22 protein-coding genes are annotated in these 25,426 nt (G+C 64.2%); 11 read left to right on the top strand and 11 right to left on the bottom strand.

What is annotated here, in order from left to right:
• Positions 1-7: 7 nt before the first annotated feature.
• The 5 genes from AC0L3C_RS10335 to AC0L3C_RS10355 all read left to right on the top strand — a co-directional run bounded on the left by AC0L3C_RS10335 (position 8) and on the right by AC0L3C_RS10355 (position 6,771).
• Positions 8-1,906, top strand: a complete 1,899-nt coding sequence (locus tag AC0L3C_RS10335; RefSeq protein ID WP_007608836.1) for a potassium transporter Kup — start codon at positions 8-10, stop codon at positions 1,904-1,906.
• A gap of 140 nt (positions 1,907-2,046) precedes the next feature.
• Entirely contained in the window at positions 2,047-3,975 is a 1,929-nt protein-coding gene (locus tag AC0L3C_RS10340; protein ID WP_473278296.1) for a potassium transporter Kup, read from the top strand.
• Between the two features lie 171 nt (positions 3,976-4,146).
• The gene (locus tag AC0L3C_RS10345) at positions 4,147-4,473 is read left to right on the top strand and encodes a rhodanese-like domain-containing protein (RefSeq protein ID WP_473257697.1); all 327 of its coding nucleotides are present in this window, start codon (positions 4,147-4,149) and stop codon (positions 4,471-4,473) included.
• 8 nt (positions 4,474-4,481) lie between these two features.
• Positions 4,482-5,660, top strand: coding sequence for an aminotransferase (locus AC0L3C_RS10350; RefSeq protein ID WP_473407858.1), 1,179 nt, complete (start codon positions 4,482-4,484; stop codon positions 5,658-5,660).
• 4 nt (positions 5,661-5,664) lie between these two features.
• The gene (locus AC0L3C_RS10355) at positions 5,665-6,771 is read left to right on the top strand and encodes a polyamine ABC transporter substrate-binding protein (protein ID WP_473278297.1); all 1,107 of its coding nucleotides are present in this window, start codon (positions 5,665-5,667) and stop codon (positions 6,769-6,771) included.
• A gap of 144 nt (positions 6,772-6,915) precedes the next feature.
• On the opposite strand, the gene AC0L3C_RS10360 is transcribed toward AC0L3C_RS10355, so the two are convergent.
• The 6 genes from AC0L3C_RS10360 to AC0L3C_RS10385 all read right to left on the bottom strand — a co-directional run bounded on the left by AC0L3C_RS10360 (position 6,916) and on the right by AC0L3C_RS10385 (position 11,795).
• On the bottom strand, positions 6,916-7,848 hold the full coding sequence (locus AC0L3C_RS10360) for a lipid A biosynthesis lauroyl acyltransferase (RefSeq protein WP_473407859.1): 933 nt from the start codon (positions 7,846-7,848) through the stop codon (positions 6,916-6,918).
• Positions 7,849-7,856: 8 nt separating this feature from the next.
• A complete protein-coding gene (locus tag AC0L3C_RS10365) occupies positions 7,857-9,134 on the bottom strand; it encodes a beta-ketoacyl-ACP synthase (protein ID WP_473278299.1) in 1,278 nt (425 codons plus the stop codon).
• A gap of 99 nt (positions 9,135-9,233) precedes the next feature.
• Positions 9,234-10,439, bottom strand: a complete 1,206-nt coding sequence (locus tag AC0L3C_RS10370; protein ID WP_473407860.1) for a beta-ketoacyl-ACP synthase — start codon at positions 10,437-10,439, stop codon at positions 9,234-9,236.
• Positions 10,436-10,906, bottom strand: a complete 471-nt coding sequence (locus AC0L3C_RS10375) for a 3-hydroxyacyl-ACP dehydratase FabZ family protein (RefSeq protein ID WP_007608856.1) — start codon at positions 10,904-10,906, stop codon at positions 10,436-10,438. Before AC0L3C_RS10375 ends, AC0L3C_RS10370 begins: the two co-directional genes overlap by 4 nt.
• Positions 10,907-10,916: 10 nt before the next feature.
• Positions 10,917-11,204, bottom strand: coding sequence for an acyl carrier protein (locus AC0L3C_RS10380; protein WP_007592476.1), 288 nt, complete (start codon positions 11,202-11,204; stop codon positions 10,917-10,919).
• A 249-nt stretch (positions 11,205-11,453) separates the two neighbouring features.
• Positions 11,454-11,795, bottom strand: coding sequence for a hypothetical protein (locus AC0L3C_RS10385; RefSeq protein WP_473278300.1), 342 nt, complete (start codon positions 11,793-11,795; stop codon positions 11,454-11,456).
• A 269-nt stretch (positions 11,796-12,064) separates the two neighbouring features.
• On the opposite strand from AC0L3C_RS10385, the gene AC0L3C_RS10390 reads away from it, so the two are divergent.
• Complete coding sequence (locus AC0L3C_RS10390; protein ID WP_473257683.1) at positions 12,065-12,688, top strand: ParB-like protein; 624 nt, start codon at positions 12,065-12,067, stop codon at positions 12,686-12,688.
• Positions 12,689-12,747: 59 nt separating this feature from the next.
• Positions 12,748-12,981, top strand: a complete 234-nt coding sequence (locus AC0L3C_RS10395) for a hypothetical protein (protein ID WP_473257681.1) — start codon at positions 12,748-12,750, stop codon at positions 12,979-12,981.
• 105 nt (positions 12,982-13,086) lie between these two features.
• Here the strand turns inward: AC0L3C_RS10395 and AC0L3C_RS10400 are convergent, their stop codons facing one another.
• The 3 genes from AC0L3C_RS10400 to AC0L3C_RS10410 all read right to left on the bottom strand — a co-directional run bounded on the left by AC0L3C_RS10400 (position 13,087) and on the right by AC0L3C_RS10410 (position 16,753).
• Positions 13,087-14,028 carry a hypothetical protein gene (locus AC0L3C_RS10400; protein WP_473257677.1) on the bottom strand — a complete coding sequence of 314 codons (942 nt, stop codon included), beginning with the start codon at positions 14,026-14,028 and terminating at the stop codon, positions 13,087-13,089.
• Positions 14,029-14,227: 199 nt separating this feature from the next.
• Positions 14,228-14,809 carry a peroxidase-related enzyme gene (locus tag AC0L3C_RS10405; protein ID WP_473407861.1) on the bottom strand — a complete coding sequence of 194 codons (582 nt, stop codon included), beginning with the start codon at positions 14,807-14,809 and terminating at the stop codon, positions 14,228-14,230.
• Between the two features lie 204 nt (positions 14,810-15,013).
• Positions 15,014-16,753 (bottom strand): ATP-binding protein, encoded by a 1,740-nt coding sequence (locus AC0L3C_RS10410; RefSeq protein ID WP_007592463.1) that lies wholly within the window; start codon positions 16,751-16,753, stop codon positions 15,014-15,016.
• Between the two features lie 438 nt (positions 16,754-17,191).
• Between AC0L3C_RS10410 and AC0L3C_RS10415 the strand changes: the two genes are divergently transcribed.
• Positions 17,192-18,160, top strand: coding sequence for a catechol 2,3-dioxygenase (locus tag AC0L3C_RS10415; protein WP_473257671.1), 969 nt, complete (start codon positions 17,192-17,194; stop codon positions 18,158-18,160).
• Here the strand turns inward: AC0L3C_RS10415 and AC0L3C_RS10420 are convergent.
• On the bottom strand, positions 18,157-21,687 hold the full coding sequence (locus tag AC0L3C_RS10420; RefSeq protein ID WP_473407862.1) for a molybdopterin cofactor-binding domain-containing protein: 3,531 nt from the start codon (positions 21,685-21,687) through the stop codon (positions 18,157-18,159). The two genes, AC0L3C_RS10415 and AC0L3C_RS10420, sit on opposite strands and share 4 nt — an antisense overlap.
• Positions 21,687-22,169: a (2Fe-2S)-binding protein gene (locus AC0L3C_RS10425; protein ID WP_473407863.1), complete on the bottom strand. Its 483-nt coding sequence runs from the start codon at positions 22,167-22,169 to the stop codon at positions 21,687-21,689. The genes AC0L3C_RS10420 and AC0L3C_RS10425 overlap by 1 nt, the downstream gene beginning before the upstream one ends.
• Positions 22,170-22,451: 282 nt before the next feature.
• Between AC0L3C_RS10425 and AC0L3C_RS10430 the strand changes: the two genes are divergently transcribed.
• The 3 genes from AC0L3C_RS10430 to AC0L3C_RS10440 are packed head-to-tail and all read left to right on the top strand — an operon-like array spanning position 22,452 to position 25,414.
• Positions 22,452-23,909 carry a 6-hydroxynicotinate reductase gene (locus AC0L3C_RS10430; RefSeq protein ID WP_473407864.1) on the top strand — a complete coding sequence of 486 codons (1,458 nt, stop codon included), beginning with the start codon at positions 22,452-22,454 and terminating at the stop codon, positions 23,907-23,909.
• Positions 23,906-24,802, top strand: coding sequence for a UPF0280 family protein (locus AC0L3C_RS10435; protein WP_473407865.1), 897 nt, complete (start codon positions 23,906-23,908; stop codon positions 24,800-24,802). Before AC0L3C_RS10430 ends, AC0L3C_RS10435 begins: the two co-directional genes overlap by 4 nt.
• 27 nt (positions 24,803-24,829) lie before the next feature.
• Positions 24,830-25,414 (top strand): amino acid synthesis family protein, encoded by a 585-nt coding sequence (locus tag AC0L3C_RS10440; RefSeq protein ID WP_211399699.1) that lies wholly within the window; start codon positions 24,830-24,832, stop codon positions 25,412-25,414.
• The last annotated feature ends 12 nt before the right edge of the window (positions 25,415-25,426 follow it).

A 25,426-nucleotide genomic window follows, 5' to 3' on the forward strand; every position in this document is an offset into this window, starting at 1 on the left:
GTTTCATATGACGGCGAGCATCACATCGACCGAAGCTCCGGACGGGCCGGTCACCTCGGGTTTCTGGGGCCTGACGCTCGGGAGCATCGGCGTTGTCTTCGGCGACATCGGCACCTCGCCGCTCTACGCATTCCACGAGGCCGTCAGGGGCGCGGCCCACGGTCAGCCGGTCTCGCGCGTCATGGTGCTCGGCGTGCTCTCGCTGATCCTCTGGGCGCTGCTGATCGTCGTCACCGCCAAATACGTGCTGCTGCTGCTGCGCGCCGACAACAACGGGGAGGGCGGCACGCTTTCCCTCATGGCGCTCGGCCAGCGCGCGCTCGGGCGGCGGAGCTGGTTCCTGATGGCGCTCGGCGTTGTCGGCGCCTCCATGTTCATTGGCGATTCCATGATCACGCCGGCGATCTCGGTGCTGTCGGCGGTCGAGGGTCTGAAGCTCGCGACCCCCGCCTTCGAGCACTATGTCGTTCCCCTGACCGTTCTCATCCTGGCGCTGCTGTTCGCGGTGCAGAGCAAGGGGACGGCGCTGGTCGCCTCGGCCTTCGGGCCGGTGATGGTCGTCTGGTTCACCGTTCTTGCCGTGTTGGGCGCCATTCACATCGCCGACGATCCGTCGGTGCTGGCAGCGATCAATCCCTATTACGCGCTGCAATTCCTGCTGTCGCACGGCACCATCGGCCTGGTGACGCTGGGCGCGGTGTTCCTCGCGGTGACCGGCGGTGAGGCGCTCTACGCAGATCTGGGCCATTTCGGCCGCAAGCCGATCCAGTCGGCCTGGATGTTCTTCGTGCTGCCCTCGCTCCTGATCAACTATTTCGGGCAGGGCGCGCTGGTGCTGTCAGATCCCAGCGCGATCGAGCACTCTTTCTATCGCATGGTGCCCGAGCATTTCGTGCTGCCACTGGTCGGGCTTGCGACCGCCGCGACCGTGATCGCGAGCCAGGCGGTGATCACAGGGGCCTATTCTCTGGTCTATCAGGCTGTGCAGCTCGGTCTCCTGCCGCGCTTCGAGGTGCGCTTCACCTCGGAAACTCATGCCGGCCAGATCTATCTGCCGCGTGTCAACCGGCTGCTCCTGATCGGTGTGATGCTGCTGGTGCTGTTGTTCCACACCCCCAGCAATCTGGCTTCGGCCTACGGCATTGCGGTTTCCACCACCATGGTTGCCGACGGCATCATGGGCTTCATCGTGATCTGGAAATTGTGGAACTGGCGCGCCGCGACGGCCGCAGCCGTGATCCTGCCCTTCGTCGTGGTCGACATCAGCTTCTTCAGCGCGAACCTTCTGAAGCTGCTGGAAGGCGCCTGGGTGCCGCTGCTGTTCGGCGTGATCATGGCCGGGACAATCTGGACCTGGCGGCGAGGGTCCGGGATCCTGATCCAGAAAACGCGCCGTATCGAGGTGCCGCTGGACGATCTGATCCGGAGCCTGGAGAAGCGGCCGCCGCACATCGTCAAGGGCACCGCGGTATTCCTGACCAGCGATCCCTCCTTCGTGCCGACCGCGCTGCTGCACAATCTCAAGCACAATAAGGTGCTGCACGAGCACAACGTGGTCCTGACCATCGAGACCGCGCATACGCCGCGGGTCGACCTGTCGGAGCGTTTCCGGATGGAGAAGATCAGCGACAAGTTCTTCAAGGTCCGCCTGCGCTTCGGCTACATGGAGCAGCCGAACGTGCCCAAGGCGCTCGCGATCGCGCGCAAGCAGGGCTGGCAGTTCGACATCATGTCGACCTCGTTCTTCGTGTCGCGGCGTTCGCTGAAGGCGTCGGCGCAGTCCGGCATGCCGCTTTGGCAGGACCATTTGTTCATCGCGCTGAGCCGGTCCGCCAACGACGCTACCGACTATTTCCAGATTCCCACCGGACGCGTGGTTGAAGTCGGAACCCAAGTCACCATCTAAACGGCGATCGGCAGAGGCATGCAAAATTGCATGTCTAAGGCCCGAAATCGGGCTAGGCTATGCCGGCAGCGCAGGCCTATAAGCCGCGCGCTCCTCGCCGTTGTGCAGCGAAGCATTTTTAGAGGCCATCAGGCTCTCCCATGACAAGTGACGTAGCGATTTCCGCCCCGGAAACGGCGGCGGCCAATGGGCATGGCGATGCCCACACCACCGCCGGCTTCGGTGCGCTGACGCTCGGCAGCATCGGCGTCGTCTACGGTGACATCGGCACCAGTCCGCTCTACGCGTTCCGCGAGGCGGTGATGGCGGCTTCTGGCGCGGAGGGGTTGCCGACGCCGGCGGCGGTGCTCGGCGTGCTCTCCCTGATCCTGTGGGCGCTCATCGTCGTGGTGACGCTCAAATACGTCGTGATCCTGCTCCGCGCGGACAACAACGGCGAGGGCGGCACGCTGGCGCTGATGGCGCTGGCCCAGCGCGCAGTCGGCACCCGCGGAACAACCATCGTCATGCTCGGCATCATTTCCGGCGCCCTGTTCTACGGCGACGCCGTGATCACGCCGGCGCTCTCGGTGCTGTCGGCGATCGAAGGCATGAAGGATATCACGCTGCACTTCGAGCCCTACATCGTACCGCTGACCGTGATCATCCTGGTCGGTCTGTTTGCCGTGCAGTCCCGCGGCACCGCGCGCGTCGCCGCCTTCTTCGGCCCGATCATGTGCGTCTGGTTCGCGGTGATCGCGATCGCGGCGATCCACCCGATCATCCAGCAGCCGCAGGTGCTGTTCGCGCTGAATCCGCTCTACGCCGTGTCCTTCATGATCCACCACGGCATCATCGGCTTCGTGACGCTCGGCGCGGTGTTCCTGGCGGTCACCGGTGCCGAGGCGCTCTACGCCGACCTCGGCCATTTCGGCAAGCGGCCGATCCAGACCGCCTGGCTGTTCATCGTGGTGCCGTCGCTGGCATTGAACTATCTGGGGCAGGGTGCCCTCGTGCTCGGCGACCCCGGCGCGATCGTGAGCCCGTTCTTCCAGCTCTTTCCGCAAGGTTTTTTCCGCGGCTGCATGGTCGTGCTGGCGACCGCCGCAACGGTTATCGCGAGCCAGGCGGTCATCACCGGTGCCTATTCGCTGACGCGTCAGGCGATCCAGCTCGGCCTGTTGCCGCGCTTTGAAATTCGCCATACGTCTGAAGCCCATTCGGGCCAGATCTTCATCCCGCGCATCAACCAGCTCCTGCTGGTCGCGGTGGTCCTGCTGGTGCTTTTGTTCCGCTCCTCCAGCGCGCTGGCCTCGGCCTACGGCATCTCCGTTACCGGGACCATGGTGGTCACGGCGTTGATGGGCTTCGTGGTGATCTGGAAGGTCTGGCGGTGGTCGCCGTTCACGGCTGCCGCCCTGATCGCGCCGTTCCTGTTCCTCGACCTCACCTTCCTCGCCGCCAATCTGCTCAAGGTGTTCGAGGGCGGCTGGGTGCCGCTGGCGCTCGGCGCGCTCATGATCATCCTGATGTACACGTGGCGGCGCGGCAGCCGGCTGCTGTTCGAGAAGTCGCGCAAGCTCGAATTCCCGCTCGCCGACCTCGTGGCCATGCTGGAGAAGCGGCCGCCGCAGCGCGTGCCCGGCACCGCCGTGTTCCTGACCAGCGATCCCCTCAGTGCCCCGACCGCCTTGATGCATAGTTTGAAGCACTACAAGGTGCTGCACGAGAAGAATGTCATTCTGACCATCGAGACCGCGCAGACCCCGCGCATCGATCCGGCCGAGCGGGTGAAGCTGGAACAGATCTCGCCGACCTTCTCCAAGGTGACGCTGAAGTTCGGCTTCATGGAATCGCCCAACGTGCCGAAGGCACTGGCGATCGCCCGCAAGCTCGGCTGGCAGTTCGACATCATGTCCACCTCGTTCTTCCTCTCGCGGCGGGCGCTCAAGCCGGCGGCCCATTCCGGCATGCCACGCTGGCAGGACCGGCTGTTCATCTCGCTCAGCCGTTCCGCCAACGACGCCACCGACTATTTCCAGATCCCCTCCGGCCGCGTCGTCGAGGTCGGCACCCAGGTCACCATCTGAAGTGACGATCTGATCCTCCATCTGAAGGTCGCGCTTCAAGTCGCTGCGATTTAGCTTTAACTTGCGCAAGGCAGCTCAAGCCTTTGTAGCGCTTGATTTTCACCGGCCGAGAGGCGAGGTTGCCGCCCGCCGGGATCGCCCCGGCAGCGGCCCGCGACGTTGGAGGATGATGTGGCAAATCAAGTACAGGATCTGACCCCGGACGAGGTCTCCAAGGGTGTCGCGGAAGGGCGCTATCTCCTCGTCGACGTGCGCGAGCCGAACGAGGTCGAGGCCGAGGCCTATCCCTACGGTGTGGTCGTGCCGCTCTCGACCTTCGATCCCAAAGCGATCCCCGATCCCGAGGGTAAGGAGGTCGTGTTCGCCTGCCGCTCGGGCAAGCGTTCGGTGACGGCCTCGCTGGCGGCGCAGGCCGTGGGCCTGCCTTACGACAAGCATCTGGCGGGCGGCATGCTCGGCTGGAAGGCGGCGGGTCTTCCCAGCAAGGTCGGCGGCTGACCCCGCCGATGTCCAGGAGCTCGTCCCTCAACAAGGTCTTCGCGGACCTTCCCGTCACCATCTTCGAGGCAATGTCGCAGGCCGCGCGCGACAATGCCGCCATCAATCTCGGGCAGGGCTTTCCCGACGATCCCGGGCCTGAGGACATCCGCCGCGCTGCGGCCGAGGCCTCACTGAACGGCTACAATCAGTACCCGTCAATGATGGGCCTGCCGGAACTACGCCAGGCGATCGCGACCCATTACGGCCACTGGCATGGCCTCGAGCTCGATCCGATGAGCGAGGTGATGGTGACCTCCGGCGGCACCGAGGCCCTGACCTCGGCCATCCTCGCCGTTGTCCAGCCCGGCGACGAGGTGGTGTGCTTCCAGCCGGTTTACGATTCCTATCTGCCGATCATCCGGCAGGCCGGCGGCATTCCGCGCCTGGTCCGGCTCGAGCCGCCGCACTGGCGGCTGAATGAGGACATGCTGAAAAGCGTCTTCAATTCAAAGACCAAGGCGGTGCTCTTCAACAATCCCCTGAATCCGTCTGCGGTGGTGTTTCCGCGCGAGGACCTCGAGCTGCTGGCGCGCTACTGCCAGGAGTTCGACGTCATCGCGATCTGCGACGAGGTCTGGGAGCACGTCACTTTCGACGAGCACAAGCACATCCCGCTGATCACCATCCCCGGCATGCGGGACCGCACGATCAAGGTCGGCTCTGCCGGCAAGATCTTCTCGTTGACCGGCTGGAAGATCGGCTTCGTCTGCGCCGCGCCGCCGTTGCTGCGCGTTGCCGCCAAGGTGCACCAGTTCCTGACCTTCACCACCGCGCCGAACCTCCAGGCCGCCGTCGCGTATGGCCTCGGCAAGCCCGACGATTACTTCCTGTCGATGCGCAAGGACCTGGCGCGGAGCAGGGACCGCCTCGCCAAGGGGCTGGAGAGCCTCGGCTTCCCGGTGCTGAAGTCACAGGGCACCTACTTCCTCACCGTCGACCTGTCCCCGCTCGGGCTGAACGAGAGCGACACCGAATTCTGCTGGCGGATCGTGAAGGACTACAAGGTCGCGGCAATTCCGGTGTCGGCCTTCTACGAGCAGGACCCGGTGACCTCGGTGGTGCGCTTCTGCTTTGCCAAGAAGGACGAGACGCTCGACACCGCGCTGGAGCGGCTGTCGGACGCGGTGCGCGGGCGCAAGAGGTAGGGAGATGATCAACGTCAGCCGCTTTGGTTTTGGCCTCGCGATCGCCGCCGCGCTGACGTTGCTCTCCGCCCCCGCCGGGGCCGAGGAGCGGGTCGTCAACTTCTACAATTGGTCGAACTACGTGGCGCCCGACGTCCTCGAGGCCTTCACCAGGGAGACCGGCATCAAGGTGGTCTACGACACCTTTGACGCCAACGAGACGCTAGAGACGCGCCTGATGGCCGGCAAGTCCGGCTATGACGTCGTGGTGCCCACCGCCTATTTCCTCCAGCGCCAGATCAAGGCCAACATCTTCCAGAAGCTCGACAAGTCGAAGCTGCCGAACCTGGCCAATGCCTGGCCGGTGGTGACCGAACGTCTCGCGATCTACGACCCCGGCAATGTCTACGCCGCCAATTACATGTGGGGCACGACGGGCATCGGCTACAACGTCGCCAAGCTGAAGCAGATTCTCGGAGCAGATGCGAAGATCGAGAGCTGGGACATCGTGTTCAAGCCGGAGAACCTCGCGAAATTCAAGGACTGCGGCGTCCACATGCTGGATTCCGCCGACGACATCTTTCCGGCGGCGTTGAATTATCTCGGGCTCGATCCGAACTCGACCAAGCAGGCCGACCTCGAGAAGGCCGCCGACGTCGTCGCCAAGGTGCGGCCCTCCGTGCGCAAGTTTCATTCGTCCGAATATCTAAGCGCGCTCGCGACCGGCGAGATCTGCTTCGTGGTCGGCTGGTCCGGCGACATCATGCAGGCCCGCGCCCGCGCTTCCGAAGCCAAAAGCGGCATCGAGATCGGCTTCGCCATCCCGAAGGAGGGCGCGCAGATGTTCTTCGACAATCTCGCAATCCCCGCGGACGCCAGGAACGTTAGGGAAGCCTACGAGCTGATCAACTATCTCTACCGTCCGGACGTGGCCGCCAGGAATACGGACTTCCTGTCCTACGCCAACGGCAATTTCGCCAGCCAGAAGCTGGTCGATCCGAAGATCCTGAACGACAAGAATATCTATCCGGACGAGGCAACGCTCGCAAACCTGTTCGTCATCACGGCGCGCGAGCCGGCGACCCAGCGGGTCATCAATAGGCTCTGGACCAGGGTGAAGACGGGGCGGTAAGACGCTGACAGGAAGCGGACGCACACCTTGCTCAGTCGTCGTGCCCGGGCTTGTCCCGGGCATCCACGTCTTTCCTGCTGTGTGGCGATGCGTGGATGGCCGGAACAGGCCCGGCCATGACGGGAAGAGTTGCGCCCGCGACCGCTACCGCCACCTGCGGTGCAGCCACAACCACTGCTCCGGATGCTCGCGGACCCAGCCTTCCACCACGCTCGTGATCGCCTGCGTGGTGCCCTGGATGTCGATCTTGCCGTCGGCGTCGCGCACCGGCTGGACCTCTTCGGTGATCTCGGCGGTGAAGCGGCCGCCGGGCAGGCGGATGACGCGGACGCCGTGGATTGGGCATTCGACCTGGCGCAACAGGCGCGCCAGCATCGGATTGGCGCGGGTCTTGCGGCCGAAGAAGGTGACCTCGACCCCGCCGGTCAGATACTGGTCGATCAGCATGGCGACGTGCTTGCCGTCCTTGAGCGCCTGCGCGAGCCGCAGCGGCGCGTCGCGCCCCGCCGGGATCAGCGTGCCCATGTTGACCTGGCGCATCTCCTGGATGATGCGGTCGGCAGACGCAATATTCGGGCGCCGGTAGAGGATCGCCGCGTCGAGCCCGTGTGCGACGGCGGCGAGCGCCGGCAATTCCCAATTGGCCAGATGCGCGGCGAAGATCAGCGCCGGCTTGCCGTCGTCACGGATGCAGTCGAACAGCTCGATGCTGCGGCTGGGCAGTTCGATCCGACTGTTTTCCGGATGATCGCGGTCGTAATCCCAGACGTGATCCATATGGGCGAATTCGGCGCCGACGCGACCGAGATTGTCCCAGACGCCCATCAGGATGGATTCGATTTCTTCGGGCGACTTGTCCGGAAACGCAGCGGCGAGGTTGGCGCGGCCGATGCGGTGCTCGCGAAGGCGGGGCCCGATCAGCTTGGTGACGCGTGCGAAAAAGTCCGAGGTCTTGGCCGGATCGAAATAACGCGTGGTGCGCAACATGCCGACGGTGGCAGCGCCGATCAGGCCTCCACCAATCGACTTGGCCGTCTCCCGCGCGCGGGCCTTCGTCCTCGCAGGAAGCAGCGCCATGCGTCCGGTCAGGCCGGTTCGCGGGTCAGGATCAGCGAGGCGTTCTGGCCACCGAAGCCGAACGAGTTCGACATCACTGCGGTGACGCGGGCATCGCGTGCCTTGTTGCCGACGACGTCGAACAGGATCGTGGGATCCGGATTGTCGTAGTTGATCGTCGGCGGGATACGCTGATGCTCCAGCGTCAGCAGCGAGAAGATCGCCTCGACCGCGCCGGCGGCCGAGATGGTGTGGCCGACCATCGACTTGTTGGAGGTGACCGGAATCTTCGAGATGAGATCGCCGAACACGGCCGATGTCGTGTTGTACTCCATCTTGTCGTTCTCGGGCGTCGCGGTGCCGTGCGCGTTGATGTGGTCGATCTGGTCCGGCAACATGCCGGCATCGGCCAGCGTCTTGTTCATGCAGCCGATGATCGGCTTGCCGTCGGGCGAGGAGCGGGTACGATGGAAGGAATCGGTGAGCTCGCCGCAGCCGGCGATCACGCCGAGAATTTTTGCGCCGCGCGCGGTGGCGGCTTCATAGCTCTCGAGTACCAGCGCACCTGCGCCTTCGGCCATGACAAAACCGTCGCGGTTCTTGGAGAAGGGACGGGAGGCCGCCTGCGGCGGATCGTTCTGGGTCGACAGCGCCGAGAGCAGCGAGAAGCGCACCAGCGCCTCCGGATTCACGGTGCCGTCGGTCGCCACGCACAGCGCGGCATCGGTCTCGCCGCGGCGGATCGCCTCGACGCCGAGCTGGATCGAGGTTGCGCCCGAAGCACAGGCCGTCGACAACGAGATCGGCGAGCCCTTGGTGCCGAAAGTCTCGGCGAGGTAGGCCGCGACCGAACCGAACATGAAGCGGTGGTGATAGGCGCTGTACTTGCCGCCCCCGGAGATGCGCAGCAGATCGTCATAATTGAAGTCGAGCTTACCGACAGCACGGCCGAGCTCGCGGCGCTGCGGCCATTCGACTTCGACAGGTGCGACCGCAAGGAAGAGAGGACCCGGGAAATCCGCCTTGGCGCCGATGCCGGCCTGGTCCAGCGCCTCCTGCGTCACCAGTTCGGCCATCCGCTCCGACAGGGCGGTGGAGGAGAACGGATCGACGCTGACGAAATCCACCGTGCCGGCCATCGTGGTTTTCAGGCCGTCGACCGGAAAGCGCGTGATGGTGCGGATGCCGGATTCGCCGGCGACGAGCTTCGCCCAATTGTCGGTCTTGCCGTTGCCGAGCGAGGTCATGATGCCCATGCCGGTGACGACGACGACGGGACGCCCGAGTTTGTCGCGTGGTGCAGTCATGTCGATCCCCGCTTGAGCTGGAGCATGATCCGAAAAAGCGTGACGCGGTTTTTCGAGAAGATCATGCCCAAACAATAACCCGCCAAAGCGCAACGCGCTTTAGCTTACTGCCTCGACCAGCGCCATGCCTTCGCCGCGCCAGTGTCCGGCCCCCACCACCACAATCTGGGTGGGCGCTCCCTGCATTTCAATCTCGGTGCCCGTGGAATCGTTCGGCGGAAACAGCGCGCCGCGAGAGATCGACAGCGCGGCGAGCGCGATGCCGAGCGGGAATTGCGTCTCCATGGTGTGGCCGAACATCGTGCCGGTCGAGCGCACCGGGAACTCGGCGTGGCCCTTCAGGAATCCGCGCTCTTCTGATGTCGCCGGCTCGGCGCCGGTCGCACCGGATATGATCGCGCCCTTGCCGTCGCGCTTCGGCAACTTTGCCCAAAGCTTCTCCAGCGTCGCCGCCATGTCGCCGGGGGTCTTGCGCCGGGCGAGGTCGGCAACGACGCTCGACAGCTTTGCGAACGGCTTTGCGCCGCGCGCTTCCGCATGCGCCTTCGATTCCAGCACCAGGAACGCGCCAGCCGAGCCGAGCGCGAAACCGGCGTGGTCCTTGCGCGCCCACACGGGGGCGAAGTTGTCCTTCAGATTGAAGTCGCCGAATTCGTAGAGGACCATCAGGTCCTTGCGCTCGCCATTGTGCGAGCCGCCGATCAACGCGATGTCGCTCTCGCCGGAGGCGATGCGCGACAATGCGATGCGGGCGGCATCGGCGCCGGCAACCTCTTCACCCATGAAGGTGCGGGAGGTGCCGCCAATGCCGTGCACGATGGCGATGTTGCCGGCGAGCAGGTTGGAGAGCTGGGCCAGGAACAGCGTCGGCCTGAGATCGCTCATCAGCCGCTCGTTGAGGAAGCCCGGCGCGTTGGCGCCCTTGGCCTCGGCCGTGAGCACACCGGTGTCGACGTTGAGATCGCGCTCGCCGCCGCCGGCGGCGACCACCATGTCGATCTTCGACAGGATATCCTTGTTGCCCTTGATCCCGGCGGAGTCGAGCGCAAGCCCGGCCGCATAGGTGCCGATGCGCTGCCAGGCTTCCATCTGGCGCTGGTCGCCCTTCTTCGGAATCTGGCTGTCGAAGGTAACGGGCATCAGGGGGTGCACGATGTAGGGCGCAAACCCCTTCTCGTCGACATTGATGCGCTTCTCCTGAAGCGCGGCCCAGTTGGCGTCCAGGCCCTCGCCGAGCGAAGTGGCCAGGCCAATGCCCGTGATCCAGACTTCCGTCTGGGCGGGCTTCGAAGCAGTCTCGGTCATGGCGATACGGCCTGTTGCGGAAAGCCGACGCGTTTGGCGACCGCGTCCATGTGGGCACGCATATCCGCATGGGGAAAGGGAATCTGCGTGAAGGTCAGCGTCGAATTCGCGCGCAGCTTGCCGCCGACCTTGATCTTGGCTTCGGTCACGGCGTAGCCCGAGCCCTGATGGGCCAGGCTCGCCTCGATGCTCATGAGATCGCCGGGGAAGACCGAGCCGCGGACCTTGGCCTCCTTGACGGCAGCCAGGATCGGCATGCGCTCGAATTTGAGCACGCCAAGCTGAAGCCAGCCCGAGGCCTGCGCCATCGATTCGATCAGGAGCACGCCGGGCATCAGGGGATAGCCCGGGAAGTGCCCCTCGAAGATGGTGCTCTCCATCGGGACCTGAGCCTCGACGACAATCGTCTTCGCGTCGACGTTGAGGTCGACGACGCGATCTATCATGTGGAAGTATTCGAGTTGCATGACCGCGCGCTTAGGCGCTCGCGCCCTTGGCCGCAACCAGTTCGTCGATGCGGGCGCACAGGTTTTTCAGCACGAAATACTGCTCGGTGGTCGCTTTGCCGTCGTTGACCTCCTGGGTCCACTTTTCCAGCGGCAGCTTGATACCGAACTGCTTGTCGATCGCGAACGCGATGTCCAGGAAATCGAGGCTGTCGATGCCGAGGTCATCGATGGCATGGCTATCCGGCGTGATCGTGTCGCGCGGGATGTCGCAGGTTTCAGCGATGATCGTAGCGACCTGATCGAATGTGGAGGACATCACTAAGCCTTTGATATATTGCAGATATTTGTCAGATTTTCCAGAGTGGAACGGTGGGTGGGCATCGCGCCCCGATGACGCCCTCACCCCCCCCTCTGGCCGGGTCGAAAGCCCGTATATCGGAGCGCCGCCCTGAGTTCAATGGAGCCGGCGGGTGTGGGCACAGGGCTGGGGATGCCAGGCTGAGCCGTTTCCGCCGAAGCACCGTCGGCGGGCCGCGCCAGACGTCTTGCCTGCCAAATGTTTTGCCTAGATGTGCGGCGTCGTGATTTTGACGCAGTCGCGGCGGCCCATCAGCACGCAATCCTGGGTCCGGCGCAGGTCGGCGATGCTCACCGCGAGCCATATCCCGATCGCGGTCAGTGCAATGGTGAAGGCTAGCGCCGCGATGTTGGCGAGCATGCGATGGCGGAAATCGTCCGGCTCACTGCGGGGCTGCTCGTAGCGCGACAGGTCGAGCGGCTCGGGCGCGACGCGCAATTGCTGCACGCTACCGTTGCCGCGGTAGCCCGTCGGGGAAGGCGAGGTGCGCGGCCTGAACTGGAGCACCCGGTGCTCGTCATCCGAGCTTATGGGCCGCTGGGTTGTCATGGCGCAGGGATCACTCCGAAGCAGCGATTTTTAGATAGCATACGTGGTGAACGCGTTGCAGAAAATCTTCTCAACACGCACGTACATTGCGCGTTTGCACTATCCTGCAGGGCTGCGAACGAAGGACCGCGGAACCCTGATCGTTCCGGCATGCAGAGGGTGCGATGCAATAATCTCCGCCGAGCCGAATGCATTGCCGGCGCGATGCCCATGGCATAGTCCAGGGAACCTGACCACGCAGCTGCAACCATATTAAGGGCCTTTCGATCATGACCAATACGCGCGAACCGAGAGTGCATCCGGTGCCGATCCTGTCGCTGCGGCCGACGCAGATGACGGTCGGGATGCGCGAGGTCAAGGAGAAGCGCAAGCGCTGGCGCGAGCACGACAAGAAGAAGCAGGCCGATCTGCTCGGCAAGCATATGATCCCCGTCGTGCACGGCCCCGACGAGCGCTATTACGTGATCGACCATCATCATCTCGGTCGCGCGCTGCACGACGAGGGCGTCAAGGAGGTGCTGGTCACCATCGTCGGTGACCTCAGGATGGTCGAGCGCGAAGCGTTCTGGGGCGTGATGGACAACAAGCGCTGGGTTTACCCCTACGACGCCAAAGGCGAACGGCGACCATTCCGCGATTTGCCCAAATCCGTCGTCGATCTCAAGGACGATCCCTTTCGGAGCCTTGCCGGCGAGCTGCGCCGTATGGGCGGCTTCGCCAAGGACACCACGCCCTTCTCCGAATTCCTGTGGGCCGATTATCTGCGCCGAAAGCTGTCGCGCAAGGCCGTGGATGCCAATTTCGACAAGGCGCTCGAGAAGGCGATGTTCTCAGCCAAGAGCAAGGACGCGATCTATCTGCCCGGCTGGTGCGGACCGGCGGAGGATGATTAGGCGCAACGCTCGCAGCAGTCCGGCATGCGGCCCGGCAAGCCGGATCTGATCACAGCCTCTTGAGCGAAACCATCTTCCGTCCGCACGAAGCCGTGCTGAAACAAAGCCGTGCCATCTGTACGAGTGTCGAGCTCACACAGGAGGCCGAAATGCGCCGTCTGGTTTTCGCCGTTGCCCTGCTCGTGGTTGCTTCAGCCGGGATCTCGGCATCATTTGCCGCAGTTCACCATGCCAAGACGTTGACGTTTTCCGAGCGCTTTGCCCCGGCGCTCGAGTTGATGGCGAAGCGCTAGTCCAGCGCCATAGTGCTGCGCAGCCGCTGGCAATGCAGTTGCGACGTCGTGGCTCTCGGGAGCCTTTGGAGCCTGCGGCGCAAGGCGTGAGCGAGGCCCGTCGGTTCAACCAGCAGCGTCGTGATCGATTTTGCGCAGCCGCACAAAGGCGGCCCAGGCCCGCGGATAATCCTTGTCCGTGGGATCAATCGCAAGTAGCGCGCGGCATGCTTCCTTGATCTCCTCAGGCGAAGGACGCTTGGCCGGAGTCCCGGATGACTTGGCTTGCTCCCATCGACCCTCGATATCTTTCGCGAAAGCCAGGGCCTCGGCGCTCGTCCGCTTCTGGGTCGATTTCGCCAGCGGATGGTCCGAGGGGAAATTCGGCCATGCGGCTGGCGGTTGGTCGACACGCCATGTCAGTTCATCTGCTTGTCGCGCCTCCACCGCCGAATTTGAATGCTGTGCTGCTGGCGCCCATCCTGCCCCTGCTGAGGCTGCCGAACCTGACGAGCCGGTTGATCTCCGCGGGACCGCCGAACCTGGCGCGACCGCCGCTGTCTGTCCCGCTAGCTGGCCAAGCTGTTGCTCCATCGTTCCGCCGCTGGACTTGGGGATGATTTTTTCGACGGTCTTGATCATCGACAGCGCGCCTGGCGATATCAGCGTGTTCTGGTCGGCAATTTTGTCATCGGCCGCGCCTGGGCAGGGCTTGTAAGGAGAACGCTGCGACGTCATCCGGCCGTCGTCGTCGATACGCGCAAAATCGATCGCGACGGTATAAACGAACGCGGCCTCGACATACTGCCTCTCCTTGTCCAACGCCTTTACGGAGCCGCATACGTATTTTGCCTGGTCTGCATCGATCGTTCGCAGGCCGTTGAAGTGAGCTGAATTCGGCGCAATGAGGACGCGTAAGACGGCAGCCCGTGCCTTGCCATGCTCCGATTCGAACATGCTCCATATCTCGTTCGCGTTGATGATCTCCGGCTGATAGTTCCATGCGTATCCGGCCGCGAAGAATGCCGTGCCGATACAGGTCGCGATCACAAATGCCCGCACGTTCATGAGAAGCCCCCAACAGGCACGACTCATCCGCGTCCCCGTTGACGGAAACTGCGCAAGTTGTGCCAAAGCGTTTGTGCTAGTTGAGGGTGAGATTCTTAATTAAACGTGTACGATTGCGAAAACGCAGAGTTCCCGTCAAACGGGAACTCATCCACTGCGTTTGTCGGCTATGCGTTCCTTCCGCGCTTGCGGCGGTCGATCATTTCTTCGGCAGCCGTCCCATCAGATAGAATTCGTCGTTCGGCCGCATGCCGGTGAAATTCGCCAGCCGGTTCGACAGCGCAAAGAAGGCGGAGATTGCGGCGATGTCCCAGATGTCGTCGTCGTTGAAGCCGTGCGGCGCGAGCGCGGTGAAATCGTCCTCGGAAATCCGCTGCGCATCGGCCGAGACCTTCATCGCGAAGTCGAGCATCGCCTTTTGCCGCGGCGTGATGTCGGCCTTGCGGTAGTTCGTGGCGATCTGGTCGGCGATCAGCGGGTTCTTGGCGCGGATGCGCAGGATCGCGCCATGCGCAATCACGCAATACTGGCACTGATTGGCTGCCGAGGTCGCGACCACGATCATCTCGCGCTCGGTCTTGGTGAGGCCGCCGTCCTTCTCCATCAGTGCGTCGTGATAGGCGAAGAAGGCACGGAACTCATCCGGGCGGTAGGCGAGCGTCAAGAATACGTTCGGCACGAAGCCGCTCTTCTCCTGCACGGCGAGGAGACGTGTGCGGATGTCGTCGGGGAGCGCATCGAGGGCGGGAGCGGCGAAGCGTTGCGCGGCGGTTTTTGTCATTGGCTTGTTTTCCGGATCGGGGGCACCGAACATTAGTCGATGCTGGCGGTCGCCTCAACGTGCCACACACTCAGTGTCATCGCCCGATTTAATCGGGCGATCCAGTATTCCAGAGACAGCGATGGGATGCGGAGAAGCCGCGGCGTACTGGATGCCCGCTTTCGCGGGCATGACGGCGGAGTTTGCCGAAGCGGTATCCGCCCCTTACCGCAGCGGCTTCTTCAGCAGCGAGAAGCGGTCCGGATCCAGCCCCATAGACGGTTGCAGCATCGGGGCTTCGACGTTGGAGAGCGTCTTCGCGGGCGGCGCCGAGAACACCGGATCGTTCGGCACGTCGCGCTGCGAGGTGGCACCGCGCCAGCGCTCGAGCACGGCGCCGACGAAATGCATGTCGTGACCGGAGGTGACGGACGGCACGCTGCTGATGGTGGCTTCGCCGCGCGGCAATTGATGCGGCGGCACCTCCTTGAAGCGCAGCCGCGTCGGCAGCGCGACACCTTCGCCGAAGGCCAGCACTTCGCGGGTGCCGAGCGAGGGCACGAACGAGAGCAGGTTCGCGGCCGCGTCCGACACCGCGGCGCGCAGCAGCGCCTGGTCGCGCTCGTTGGCAAGGCGCATCGTGAACAGCGTGTTGCACTGGGAGATGATGGTGGCGTCGAGCTCGGCCGGACGCTGGGTGATGAGGCCGAGATAGACTCCGTATTTGCGGCCTTCCTTGGCGATGCGCGACACCGCCTTGCGGGTCGGCCCGAAGCCGACATTGCGATCGGCGGAGGCATAACGGTGAGCCTCTTCGCAGACGAACAGCATCGGCGAAACGCCGTCGCTCCACAGGCCGAAGTCGAAGGCCATGCGGCAGAGCACCGAGACGACGGAATCGATGACCTCGGCCGGGAAGCCGGCGAGCTGCATCACCGTCATCGGCTTGCCGTTGGCCGGCAGGCGAAACAGATGACTGATCACCTCGGCCATGGTGTCACCGCCGACATTGGCGTTGTCGAACATGAAGGCGTAGCGCGGGTCGTTGCGGACCGCCTCGATGCGGGAGATCAGCTTGTGATAGATGATGCGCGAGGAGCGGTTCTCGAGCTTGCCCATGCGCTCGTCGATCAGCGACATCAGATCGACTAAGCGATAGGGCACCGGCGTATCGACGGTGTAGCCGATCTGCTTGGGATCGATGCGCTTCAGGCCAATGCGGTCGGCGTTCTGGTACTGGGTGTAGACGCCCTTGGCGAGCGGAATGACCTCGGCGAGGACGTCGAGCTCCTCGGGCACGCCGGCGCGGCCACCGAACAGCACGTCGACGATTTCCTCGAAATTGAACAGCCAGAACGGCAGTTTCAAATTGCGCGGGTTGAGCACCAGCGCGCGGTCGCCGAAACAGCGGCCATATTCGTTGTGCACATCGAGCAGGAAGATGCGCAAATTCGGGCGTGCCTTGAGGATCTCGTTGAGCAACAGCGACACGCCAGTCGATTTACCGACGCCGGTCGACCCCAGCACGGCAAAGTGCTTGGAGAGCATTTCCTCGATGTCGACATAGGCGACGACGGAGCTGTCCTGCTGAAGGAAGCCGACATTGATCTGGTCGGAACCGGTGGGCGCGTAGATCGTGCGCAGCTCTTGGCTCGTGATCAGGTCGACGGAATCGCCGATGGTCGGATAGTTGGTGACGCCGCGCTGGAATTTGGCCTTGCCGGTCGCGTTGAGAATTTCGCCCAGCAGGTCGACCGAGGCGATGGCGATCAAATTGTCGTTGCTCGAGAGGTTCTCGCACGACACCTCGGTAATCATCGCGACGATGACCGAGCTGGCGCAGCGTATGCTGACGAAACGTCCGACAGTGGCCCGAACTTCCGAGACCGGCATCCGGCTTTCAGCCAGCAGCCCGACCCGGGCGAGCGACCCGCGAACTGAAATCACGCGTCCAAAGGATGTCACAATGAATGAACCTGGCAAGAGCAACGGGTTGTCCTGGACTATGCACGGCCGTCGCTGGACAAACGGTTAAACGGGAGGCGCCGGCGCTTCGTTAAATCCGCGACAATTCGGGTGAGAAGTTTGTTCCCAATGCATACTTTCAGGCAGAAGCGGTCGGAAAATGCTGCTTTTTCCCGGCCGGCGGGGCTTGGGAGTGTTTAAGGAAGATTTTACCATTCGGGCAGTCGGTCCGCCGTCCTGAGACGGGTTGTCATCCTGGATGGCCCGTCATTCGCTCTCGGGGGCGATGTTTGGTTTGTTGACGGAACCTAATCATTTGTACATTGGTACAAATGAACCGGCCTCGGTATCGCCCACCGGGGCGTGAGCGGATTGCAGCCTGCGCCGGATCGCGGGGATCCGGTCCAGCGGATCGCAAGCCACGTCTTGGAGGACACCATGCAGCCCGAACCGATCCTCGATCTCGCTCATCTCGGCCACATGGAACTGCTGACGCCGAAGCCGGACGAGAGCCTGAAATTCTTCGTCGACGTAATGGGCATGACCGTCAGCGGACAAAAGGGCGACTCGGTCTATTTGCGCGGCTGGGACGATTACGAGCGCTATTCGCTCAAACTGACGGCGTCGAAGACATCAGGCATGGAGCACATGGCATTGCGCGCGCGCAGCCAGCAGGCGCTTGAGCGACGCGTCGCGGCGCTGAAGGGGTCCGGTTTCGACATCGGCTGGATCGACGGCGACATGGGGCAGGGGCCGACCTTCCGCTGCCGCGATCCCGATGGCCACATCGTCGAGCTCTATTACGAGACCGAATGGTATCAGGCGCCGCCCGAGCTGAAGCCGGCGCTGAAGAACCAGGCGCAGCGCTTTCCCGCGCGCGGCGTCAACGTCCGCCGCCTCGACCACCTCAACTGCCTCGCCACCGACATCAAGGCCAACCGCGAGTTCTTCGAGAACTATCTCGGCTGCCGGCTCACCGAGCAGATCGTGCTGAACGATGGCCGCGAAGCGGCGATGTGGCTGACCATGTCGAACAAGAGCTACGATTTCGCCTATTCGCTCGACCATTCCGGCACGCCCGGCCGCTTCCACCACGTCACCTACGCGCTCGACAGCCGCGAAGAGATTCTTCGCGCCGCCGACATCTTCCTGGAGAACGGCATCCACATCGAGACCGGGCCGCACAAGCACGCGATCCAGCAAACCTTCTTCCTCTATGTCTACGAACCCGGCGGCAACCGCGTCGAGGTCGCTAATGCGGGCGCGCGCCTCATTCTCGCACCGGACTGGAAGCCAATCGTGTGGACCGAAGAAGAACGCAAGAAGGGGCAGGCGTGGGGCCTGAAGACGATCGAGTCGTTCCATACGCACGGCACGCCGCCGGTGGACGTGAAGAAGCACGCTTAATGTGCTGAGGTCCGGAGGCGCGTGACTGTCTCGCGCACGCCGGTCCATGCCGGCCTGTCCGGTGCGAACTGCTTGCGCAGGAAGGTGACGAGTTCCGCGACCTGCCCATCGCTCATGCTGTTCTTGAAGGCCGGCATGTAGCCGAGATCGCTCGACACCGGCTCGGCGATGCCGTGCAGGATGATCTGTACGAGATTGTCCGATGTCGCGCTGTGCAGATTGCTGTTGAGCGCGAGCGAGGGGCGGCTGCCGAACAGCGGCAGGCCGCCGACCTCGTGGCAGACGGCGCAGGCGCCCTGATAGAGTCGCGCGCCGGTTGAGGACGCCATCCCGACTTGCGTTGAAGCTTCAAGCTTCAGAGCAATCGCATCCTGGGCTTTCCCGTCGGTCGCGGCATCATTGAACGAGTTGAGATAGACGGCCATGGCGCGGATGTCCTGGTCGGGCAGGGCCGCGAGATCCCTGACGATCGGCGCCATCGGTCCGGCGGCGACACCATGATATCGCGAGTGGCCCGTGCGCAAATAGGCGAAAAGCTCGTCCTCGCTCCATGGGATCGGCGCATGCGAGAGCGAGGTCAGCGGCGGCGCCTCCCAGCCCTCCGCAAAGCCGCCGGCGAGATAGGCGCCACGCTGCTCGGCGCCGAGCGCGTTGCGCGGCGAATGGCAGGCGCTGCAATGGCCGAGACCTTCGACGAGATAAGCGCCGCGATTCCAGACTTCGGACTTGGCAGGGTCGGGCTTGAACTCCCGCGTCTGGTGGAACAGCGCATTCCATCCGGCAAGTAGCGGACGGAGATTGAACGGGAAGGCGAGCGTATTCGCAGGCTGCGTCGTGCGCACCGCCGGCTGTGCCATCAGGTAGGCATAAAGCGCCTGCATGTCGGCGTCGCCGGTCTTCGAAAAATGCGTGTAGGGGAAGGCGGGATAGAGTTGCCGTCCGTCGCGATGCAGCCCGTCGCGCATCGCGCGCTCGAACGCTGGATAGGACCAGGCGCCGATGCCGGTCTCGACGTCGGGCGTGATGTTGGTCGCGTAGATCGTGCCGAACGGCGTCTCCAGCGCGCGGCCACCGGCGTTGAGCGCGCCGCCGATCATGGTGTGGCACTCCGCGCAATTGCCGAGTGCGGCCAGTTGTTGCCCGCGCGCGATCGTCGCTGCGGAATAGACCGATGGGTCAGGCCGCGCGATCGGCGCGATGGCGCGGCCAGGCAAAAGAGCCGCGCCGATGCTGATCGCCGCGGTGCAGATCGCCGCGATGGTCGCGAAGATGCCGGCGCGTTTGGCGAACGGATTCTCCCAGATACGGGACGGTTGTGGCGCAGGCGGAGCGGGCAGCGCCTGCGGCGTGGCCGGTGCGCCGCCGTGCAGCCCCTTCAGGATGCGCTCGGGCGTGAACGGCGGCTCGCGAAATCGCACGCCGGTGGCATCGAAGATCGCGTTCGCAATCGCAGCCGCACTCGGGACCGAGGCGGATTCGCCGACGCCGAGCGGCGGCTGGTCCGGCCGCGGCAGCAACAACACGTCGATCTTGGGCACGTCAGGGAAGGGGATGATCGGGTAGGCGCCCCATTCCCGCGCCACGACTGCGCCGCGCTCGAACGAGACCTCCTCCATCAGCGCGCGGCTGGTGGACTGGATGACGTTGCCGTGGATCTGGTGGCGCACGCCGTCCGGGTTGATCATCAATCCGGAGTCCTGCCCGGCGACCACGCGCGTCACGCTGACGTCGCCGGTCGCCTTGTTCACGGCAACGTCGGTGACCCAGGCCGACCACGCCGCGCCATAGCCGGGAAATTTGCTGTGGACGTAGAGCGCATAGGCAAAGCCGCGCCCATGGACGATCTCGCCGTCTTTCTCTTCGCGCACCGGTCGCGGCGTCCAGCCCGCGCGCTCGGCGACCGCGTGGACGAGATCGACGGCACGCTGGTCCTTCAGGTAACGCAGGCGATATTCGATCGGGTCGACGCCGGCCTCAGTCGCGGCTTCGTCGATATAGGATTCATGCGCAAAGGTGTTCGGCAGGGCCGAGACGCCGCGAAACCAGGACGCGCGCACGATCGGCGCCATGTCGTGCGCCACGACGCGCATGTGGTCGTAATCGTAAGGCGGAATCGCGGTGCGGTCGCCCATCTGGAGGACGTCCGGCTTCGGCGATATCCGCCCCGTCAGCAACAGCGCCAACGTCGGAGCGGCATTCGACGGATAGCGCGTGGCGAGATCGTAAGCAGCGATGTCGCCCGCCGCGTCCAGGCCGCCATTGACGTCGATGAGCTGCGCGGCGCCCTTGGGCTCCCAGGCGTGTTCCTGTTCGCGCGTCAGCTGCACGCGCACGGGCCGGCCGACGGCGCGCGAGAGCAACAGCGCGTCCGCAGTGACATCGTCGGCGCAGTTGCGGCCGTAGCAGCCGGCGGCCTCCAGCCTGATCACCTCGATCTCGCTGTCGGGACGCTCGATCAGCAGCGCCAGGTCTGCGCGCAGCAAGTGCGGGTTTTGCGTGCCCGACCAGACGCGGATGTTGCCGTCCTGGAAGTCGGCGACCGCGCAGGACGGGCCGATCGAGGCATGCATCTGATATGGCCAGACGTAAGTGCGCTGCATCGGCTTGGCCGCGCCGGCAATGGCAGCATCGACGTCGCCCTTCTCGATCAGCGTGCGCGGCGTCGATGGATTGGCGCGAAGCGCCGTCTCGACGTCGGCGAGATCCCTCAGTTCAGGCGTCGGTCGCCAGCTCACCGCAAGCTGCTCCGCCGCTCGGATCGCGTTCTCCTCGCGCTCCGCGACGACGCCGACGAAATCGCCGATGCGCACCACGGCTATGATGCCGGGAATGTCGCGCACCGAGGATTCATCGACCGAAATCAGGCTGGTGCCGACGAACGGGCCGGCGTCAACGCCGGCATAGGGCGGGCGCACCACGCGGCCGTGCAGCATGCCTGACACACGGATGTCGTGCACGAAGGCCAGCTCACCCGTGGCCTTGGCCGGCAGGTCAACGCGGGGCATCGATTGGCCGACAATGGCGTAATCGCCGACCGGCTTGACGGCGACGTCGTCGGCAAGCTCGAGACGAATGGTCTCTCCGCCGATCAACTCGCCATAGCTGACGCTGCGATTGTCGTGCCCGCGCACAAGGCCGTCTTCGATCCTGAGATCGGCTGCCGGCAGCTCCAGGCGCTCGGCCGCACGTGCGATCAGGAAGTGTCGCGCCTGCGCGGCGGCCTTGCGCAGGGGAACGGCGGTGATCTGGATGGTCTCGCTCGCGATCGTCGCGCCCTGGTTCGGCACCACCGCGGTATCGCCGAGCACCACGACGACGCGGGCAAAGGAGACGTCGAGCTCTTCAGCCACGATCTGGCCAAGCGCCGTGCGGATGCCGGTGCCGAGATCGACATGACCATTGTAGGCTGTGACCGAACCGTCCGCGGTGATGCGGACGAAGGTCTCGGATGTGCACTCGTCCACGGTGCGGACGACGACGAGCGAGCCGGATTGCAGCTCAGCTCCGTTCGGATGCGGGGAGGCCATCAATCACCGGCCTCGGCGAGCTGGCCAGACGCACGCATTACGGCGCGAAGGATTTCGATATGCGTGCCGCAGCGACAGAGATTGTAGCGCAGCGCCGCCAACGCCTCCTGCTCGGTGGGCCGCGGGTTGGTCGCAAGCAGCGCCTTGGTGGTCATGATCATGCCGTTGAGGCAGTAGCCGCATTGCGCGGCCTGCTCGTCGATGAAAGCCTGCTGCACCACATCCGGCTTGTCGCGGGTGCCGAGCCCCTCGAGCGTCACGATGTCGCGGCCGCCACAGCCGCTGATCGGAATGACGCAGGAGCGCGCCGCCGCGCCATCGATCAGGACAGTGCAGGTGCCGCATTCACCGAGGCCGCAACCGTATTTCGGGCCGTTGAGCGCGAGATCGTTGCGCAGCACGTAGAGCAGCGGCGTGTCTCGCGCCGCAGTGATCTCGTGGATCCTGCCGTTCACGGTGATGCGGATCGGTGTCTGCGTCATCCTCGTTCCCAAATCGACTCGTTGAGCGCCGCGGCCAAAGCTTCGCGAAATTCCAAGTCCGCTCAAAATCTACGTTGCGACGATACCGTTTGTACACAAACGTGCAAGCGGTGCATGCCGCAGTGCAGCGCGAATGCCTTCTTTGTGGACAGGGCGGATAGGCAAATGAGGTTTTATGCGGCAGGCCTATGTTTTGCGCCGCACCGCCGCTTGACAGTCATCGGGAGGGCGCGCAACATCGTTCGTGTACAAATGATAACTGCACTGTCGGCTGGCTTTGACATGGTGACTGAACCTACGAGCGCCGCCATCGACAAGATCCGCTGCGATGCGTGTCCGGTGATGTGCTACATCAAGCCGGGCGCGGCGGGCGCCTGCGACCGCTATGCCAATCACGAGGGCAAGCTCGTCCGCGTCGATCCGCATGTGATCCTGGAGCGCACCGTGTCGCATGGCGGCAAGCTCGTTCCGTTCAGCCGCACCGAGGATTGGGACGGCAAGATCGTCCACGAGCCTTCCACCTTTGTAACGGCGATCGGCGCGGGTACGACCTATCCCGACTACAAGCCGGCGCCGTTCATCGTCTCGGCGGAGGTCGACGGCGTCGACATGGTGACTGTCGTCACCGAGGGCATCTTCTCCTATTGCGGCATCAAGGTGAAGATCGACACCGACCGCTATCTCGGGCCGGAGACCGCGACCGTCCGTGCACAAGGCGAGGTGGTCGGTCATGTCACCACCAGCGAATACGGTTCGCAGATGCTGTCGCTCGGCGGCGTGCACCATCTGACCGGCGGCTCCAAGAAGGAAGGCCGCGTCACCTGCGACACGCTGATGGACCTCGCAAATTGCAAGGCGGTCGAGCTCACCATCGACGGCGGCGCGAGCGTGGTGGTGCAGGCCGGCCAGCCGCCGATCGTCAACGGCATGAAAGAAGAGCGCATGCGCGTCGGCTGCGGCTCGGCGACGATCGGCATGTTCGCCAAGCAATGGCACGGCAAGGTCGACGAGGTCGTCGTGGTCGACGACCATATCACCGGCGTGCTCTCGGAGCACCAGGCCGGCAAGCTGCTCGACATCGCCGACACCGGCATCAAGATGAAGGGGCGCCGCTCGACGCCCGGCCGCTATTTCCAGGTCGCCGATCCCGGCACGGGTTGGGGCGGCACCAATATCTCCGATCCGCTCGCGATCCTCGGGCCGTTCGACGCGACGGAGGCCAGGCCTGGCCTCTCCATGCTGATGGTCTCCACGACGGGCGAGCATTCGTCCTATTACGTGCTCGACGAAGCCTTGAAGCCGGTCGAGACCGAGATGCCGGATGACCTCAAGTTTTCGGTCGAGCGCATTCAGGAGAATTGCGAGCCGGCGCTGTGTACGGTGCTGTTCATGGCGGGCGCCGGTGGTTCCTTGCGGGCGGGCGTGACCGATAATCCGGTGCGGCTGACGCGCTCGGTGAAGGACGCTCTGACGCGCGTCACAAGTGGCGGCGCACCTGTTTATGTCTGGCCGGGCGGCGGCATCACCTACATGGTCGATGTGACGCAGATGCCGGCGGGCGCATTCGGTTACGTGCCGACGCCGGCGCTGGTCGCGCCGATCGAATTCACGATGAAGCTGTCGGACTATGCGGCGCTCGGCGGGCACATGGATTATGTGAAACCGCTCGCCGAAGTTCAGCGCGGCGACGACGTCCGCCAATTGCCGTGGCAGAACCCGATTCCGGGACCTCGGGCATGACAAGGCTCCCGCAAATCGCGTTGCTGTCTGACGGCCGGCGGCTGCATTTGCAGGATGGACCGATTGATTTGGTCGCCGAGGCGACGGGGGCCGCCGACGCAGTGCGTGCAGCCTATGAGGCTGCCGCCCGGCGCTTCACGGGGTTACTCGACGAACTCTGCGCGGAACTGCCGGAACTGCGGACCGCCGTCGACGGCCCAACTTCGTTGAGAGGCGTTGTGGCGCGTCGTATGCACGCCGCGGTGGCGCCCTATGCCGCTGACGGCTTCATCACGCCGATGGCCGCTGTGGCCGGCAGCGTGGCGGAGGAGGTGTTGGGCGCGATGCTGAACGTTGCGGCGCTCGAACGGGCCTATGTCAACAATGGCGGCGACATCGCCCTGCATCTCTGCGACGACCAGCATTTTTCGGTCGGCCTCATGGACCGGCCCGATCGCGACGGGGTGATGCGGACAATCAAGGTGGGCGCCGATGATCCCGTGCGCGGCATCGCGACCAGTGGGCGGCACGGCCGCAGCTTTTCGCTCGGGATTGCCGATGCGGTGACCGTGTTGGCCGGAACGGCGTCGCAAGCCGATGCCGCCGCGACGATCATTGCGAACGCCGTCGATTTGCCGGGGCATCCCGCCATCGTCCGCAAGCCAGCCAGCGAGCTTCAGCCCGACAGCGATCTCGGCGCGCGGCTCGTGACCCGTGACGTCAGGGGATTGTCGCAGAACGAGATCACCACCGCGCTCGAATCTGGCGCGGAATGTGCACGGCAACTATTCGATCGCGGATTGATCGAGGGTGCCGTGTTGCAGCTTTGTGGTGATATGCTTGTCATCGGGACCAAAGATATTGAACGGCAACGATCGCACCCGCTTGTGCCGGAAATCGCGGTTCATGCCTGAACAGGGAAGCGGCTTGAGGAAACAATCATGAGCGCGATCATCCGCAAGATCGTCACCGTCGTCGAAGAGACGCAGATGGAGATGGGCCGCCAGGTCTCGCCGCCGACGCGGCGTGCGGCGGCAATCGCCGTGATCGAGAACCCGTTTGCTGGAAAGTATGTCGAGGATCTCTCGCCGCTGATCGCGATTGGCGAGGAGCTCGGCGAGCTGCTGTCGAAGCGTGCGGTGGCGGCGCTCGGCATCGACGGGTCCAAGGCGCAGAGCTATGGCAAGGCTGCGGCCGTCGGCGAAAACGGCGAGCTGGAGCATGCAGCCGCCATCCTTCACCCAAAAATGGGCGCGCCGGTGCGTAAAGTGCTGAGCAAGGGCGCTGCGCTGATCCCGTCGTCGAAGAAGCGCAGTGGACCCGGCACGACGTTGGACATTCCGCTGGGCCACAAGGATGCAGCTTTCGTGCGCAGTCATTTCGACGGCATGGAAGTGCAGATCAACGACGCGCCGCGCGCCAACGAGATCATGGTCGCGGTTGCCGTCACCGACAGCGGGCGTCCTTTGCCGCGGGTCGGCGGGCTGACGGCTGCGGAGATCAAGGGCGAAGACGGACTGCGTTAATCTTTTCAGAAA

The organism is Bradyrhizobium sp. WSM4872 (assembly GCF_055811715.1).

Bases quoted from the DNA above. Each gene is read 5' to 3' on its own strand.
- AC0L3C_RS10335 (WP_007608836.1), top strand. From the start codon at position 8: ATGACGGCGAGCATCACATCGACCGAAGCTCCGGACGGGCCGGTCACC.
- AC0L3C_RS10340 (WP_473278296.1), top strand. From the start codon at position 2,047: ATGACAAGTGACGTAGCGATTTCCGCCCCGGAAACGGCGGCGGCCAAT.
- AC0L3C_RS10350 (WP_473407858.1), top strand. From the start codon at position 4,482: ATGTCCAGGAGCTCGTCCCTCAACAAGGTCTTCGCGGACCTTCCCGTC.
- AC0L3C_RS10355 (WP_473278297.1), top strand. From the start codon at position 5,665: ATGATCAACGTCAGCCGCTTTGGTTTTGGCCTCGCGATCGCCGCCGCG.
- AC0L3C_RS10360 (WP_473407859.1), bottom strand. From the start codon at position 7,848: ATGGCGCTGCTTCCTGCGAGGACGAAGGCCCGCGCGCGGGAGACGGCC.
- AC0L3C_RS10365 (WP_473278299.1), bottom strand. From the start codon at position 9,134: ATGACTGCACCACGCGACAAACTCGGGCGTCCCGTCGTCGTCGTCACC.
- AC0L3C_RS10370 (WP_473407860.1), bottom strand. From the start codon at position 10,439: ATGACCGAGACTGCTTCGAAGCCCGCCCAGACGGAAGTCTGGATCACG.
- AC0L3C_RS10375 (WP_007608856.1), bottom strand. From the start codon at position 10,906: ATGCAACTCGAATACTTCCACATGATAGATCGCGTCGTCGACCTCAAC.
- AC0L3C_RS10380 (WP_007592476.1), bottom strand. From the start codon at position 11,204: ATGTCCTCCACATTCGATCAGGTCGCTACGATCATCGCTGAAACCTGC.
- AC0L3C_RS10385 (WP_473278300.1), bottom strand. From the start codon at position 11,795: ATGACAACCCAGCGGCCCATAAGCTCGGATGACGAGCACCGGGTGCTC.
- AC0L3C_RS10390 (WP_473257683.1), top strand. From the start codon at position 12,065: ATGACCAATACGCGCGAACCGAGAGTGCATCCGGTGCCGATCCTGTCG.
- AC0L3C_RS10400 (WP_473257677.1), bottom strand. From the start codon at position 14,028: ATGAACGTGCGGGCATTTGTGATCGCGACCTGTATCGGCACGGCATTC.
- AC0L3C_RS10405 (WP_473407861.1), bottom strand. From the start codon at position 14,809: ATGACAAAAACCGCCGCGCAACGCTTCGCCGCTCCCGCCCTCGATGCG.
- AC0L3C_RS10415 (WP_473257671.1), top strand. From the start codon at position 17,192: ATGCAGCCCGAACCGATCCTCGATCTCGCTCATCTCGGCCACATGGAA.
- AC0L3C_RS10420 (WP_473407862.1), bottom strand. From the start codon at position 21,687: ATGGCCTCCCCGCATCCGAACGGAGCTGAGCTGCAATCCGGCTCGCTC.
- AC0L3C_RS10425 (WP_473407863.1), bottom strand. From the start codon at position 22,169: ATGACGCAGACACCGATCCGCATCACCGTGAACGGCAGGATCCACGAG.
- AC0L3C_RS10430 (WP_473407864.1), top strand. From the start codon at position 22,452: ATGGTGACTGAACCTACGAGCGCCGCCATCGACAAGATCCGCTGCGAT.
- AC0L3C_RS10435 (WP_473407865.1), top strand. From the start codon at position 23,906: ATGACAAGGCTCCCGCAAATCGCGTTGCTGTCTGACGGCCGGCGGCTG.
- AC0L3C_RS10440 (WP_211399699.1), top strand. From the start codon at position 24,830: ATGAGCGCGATCATCCGCAAGATCGTCACCGTCGTCGAAGAGACGCAG.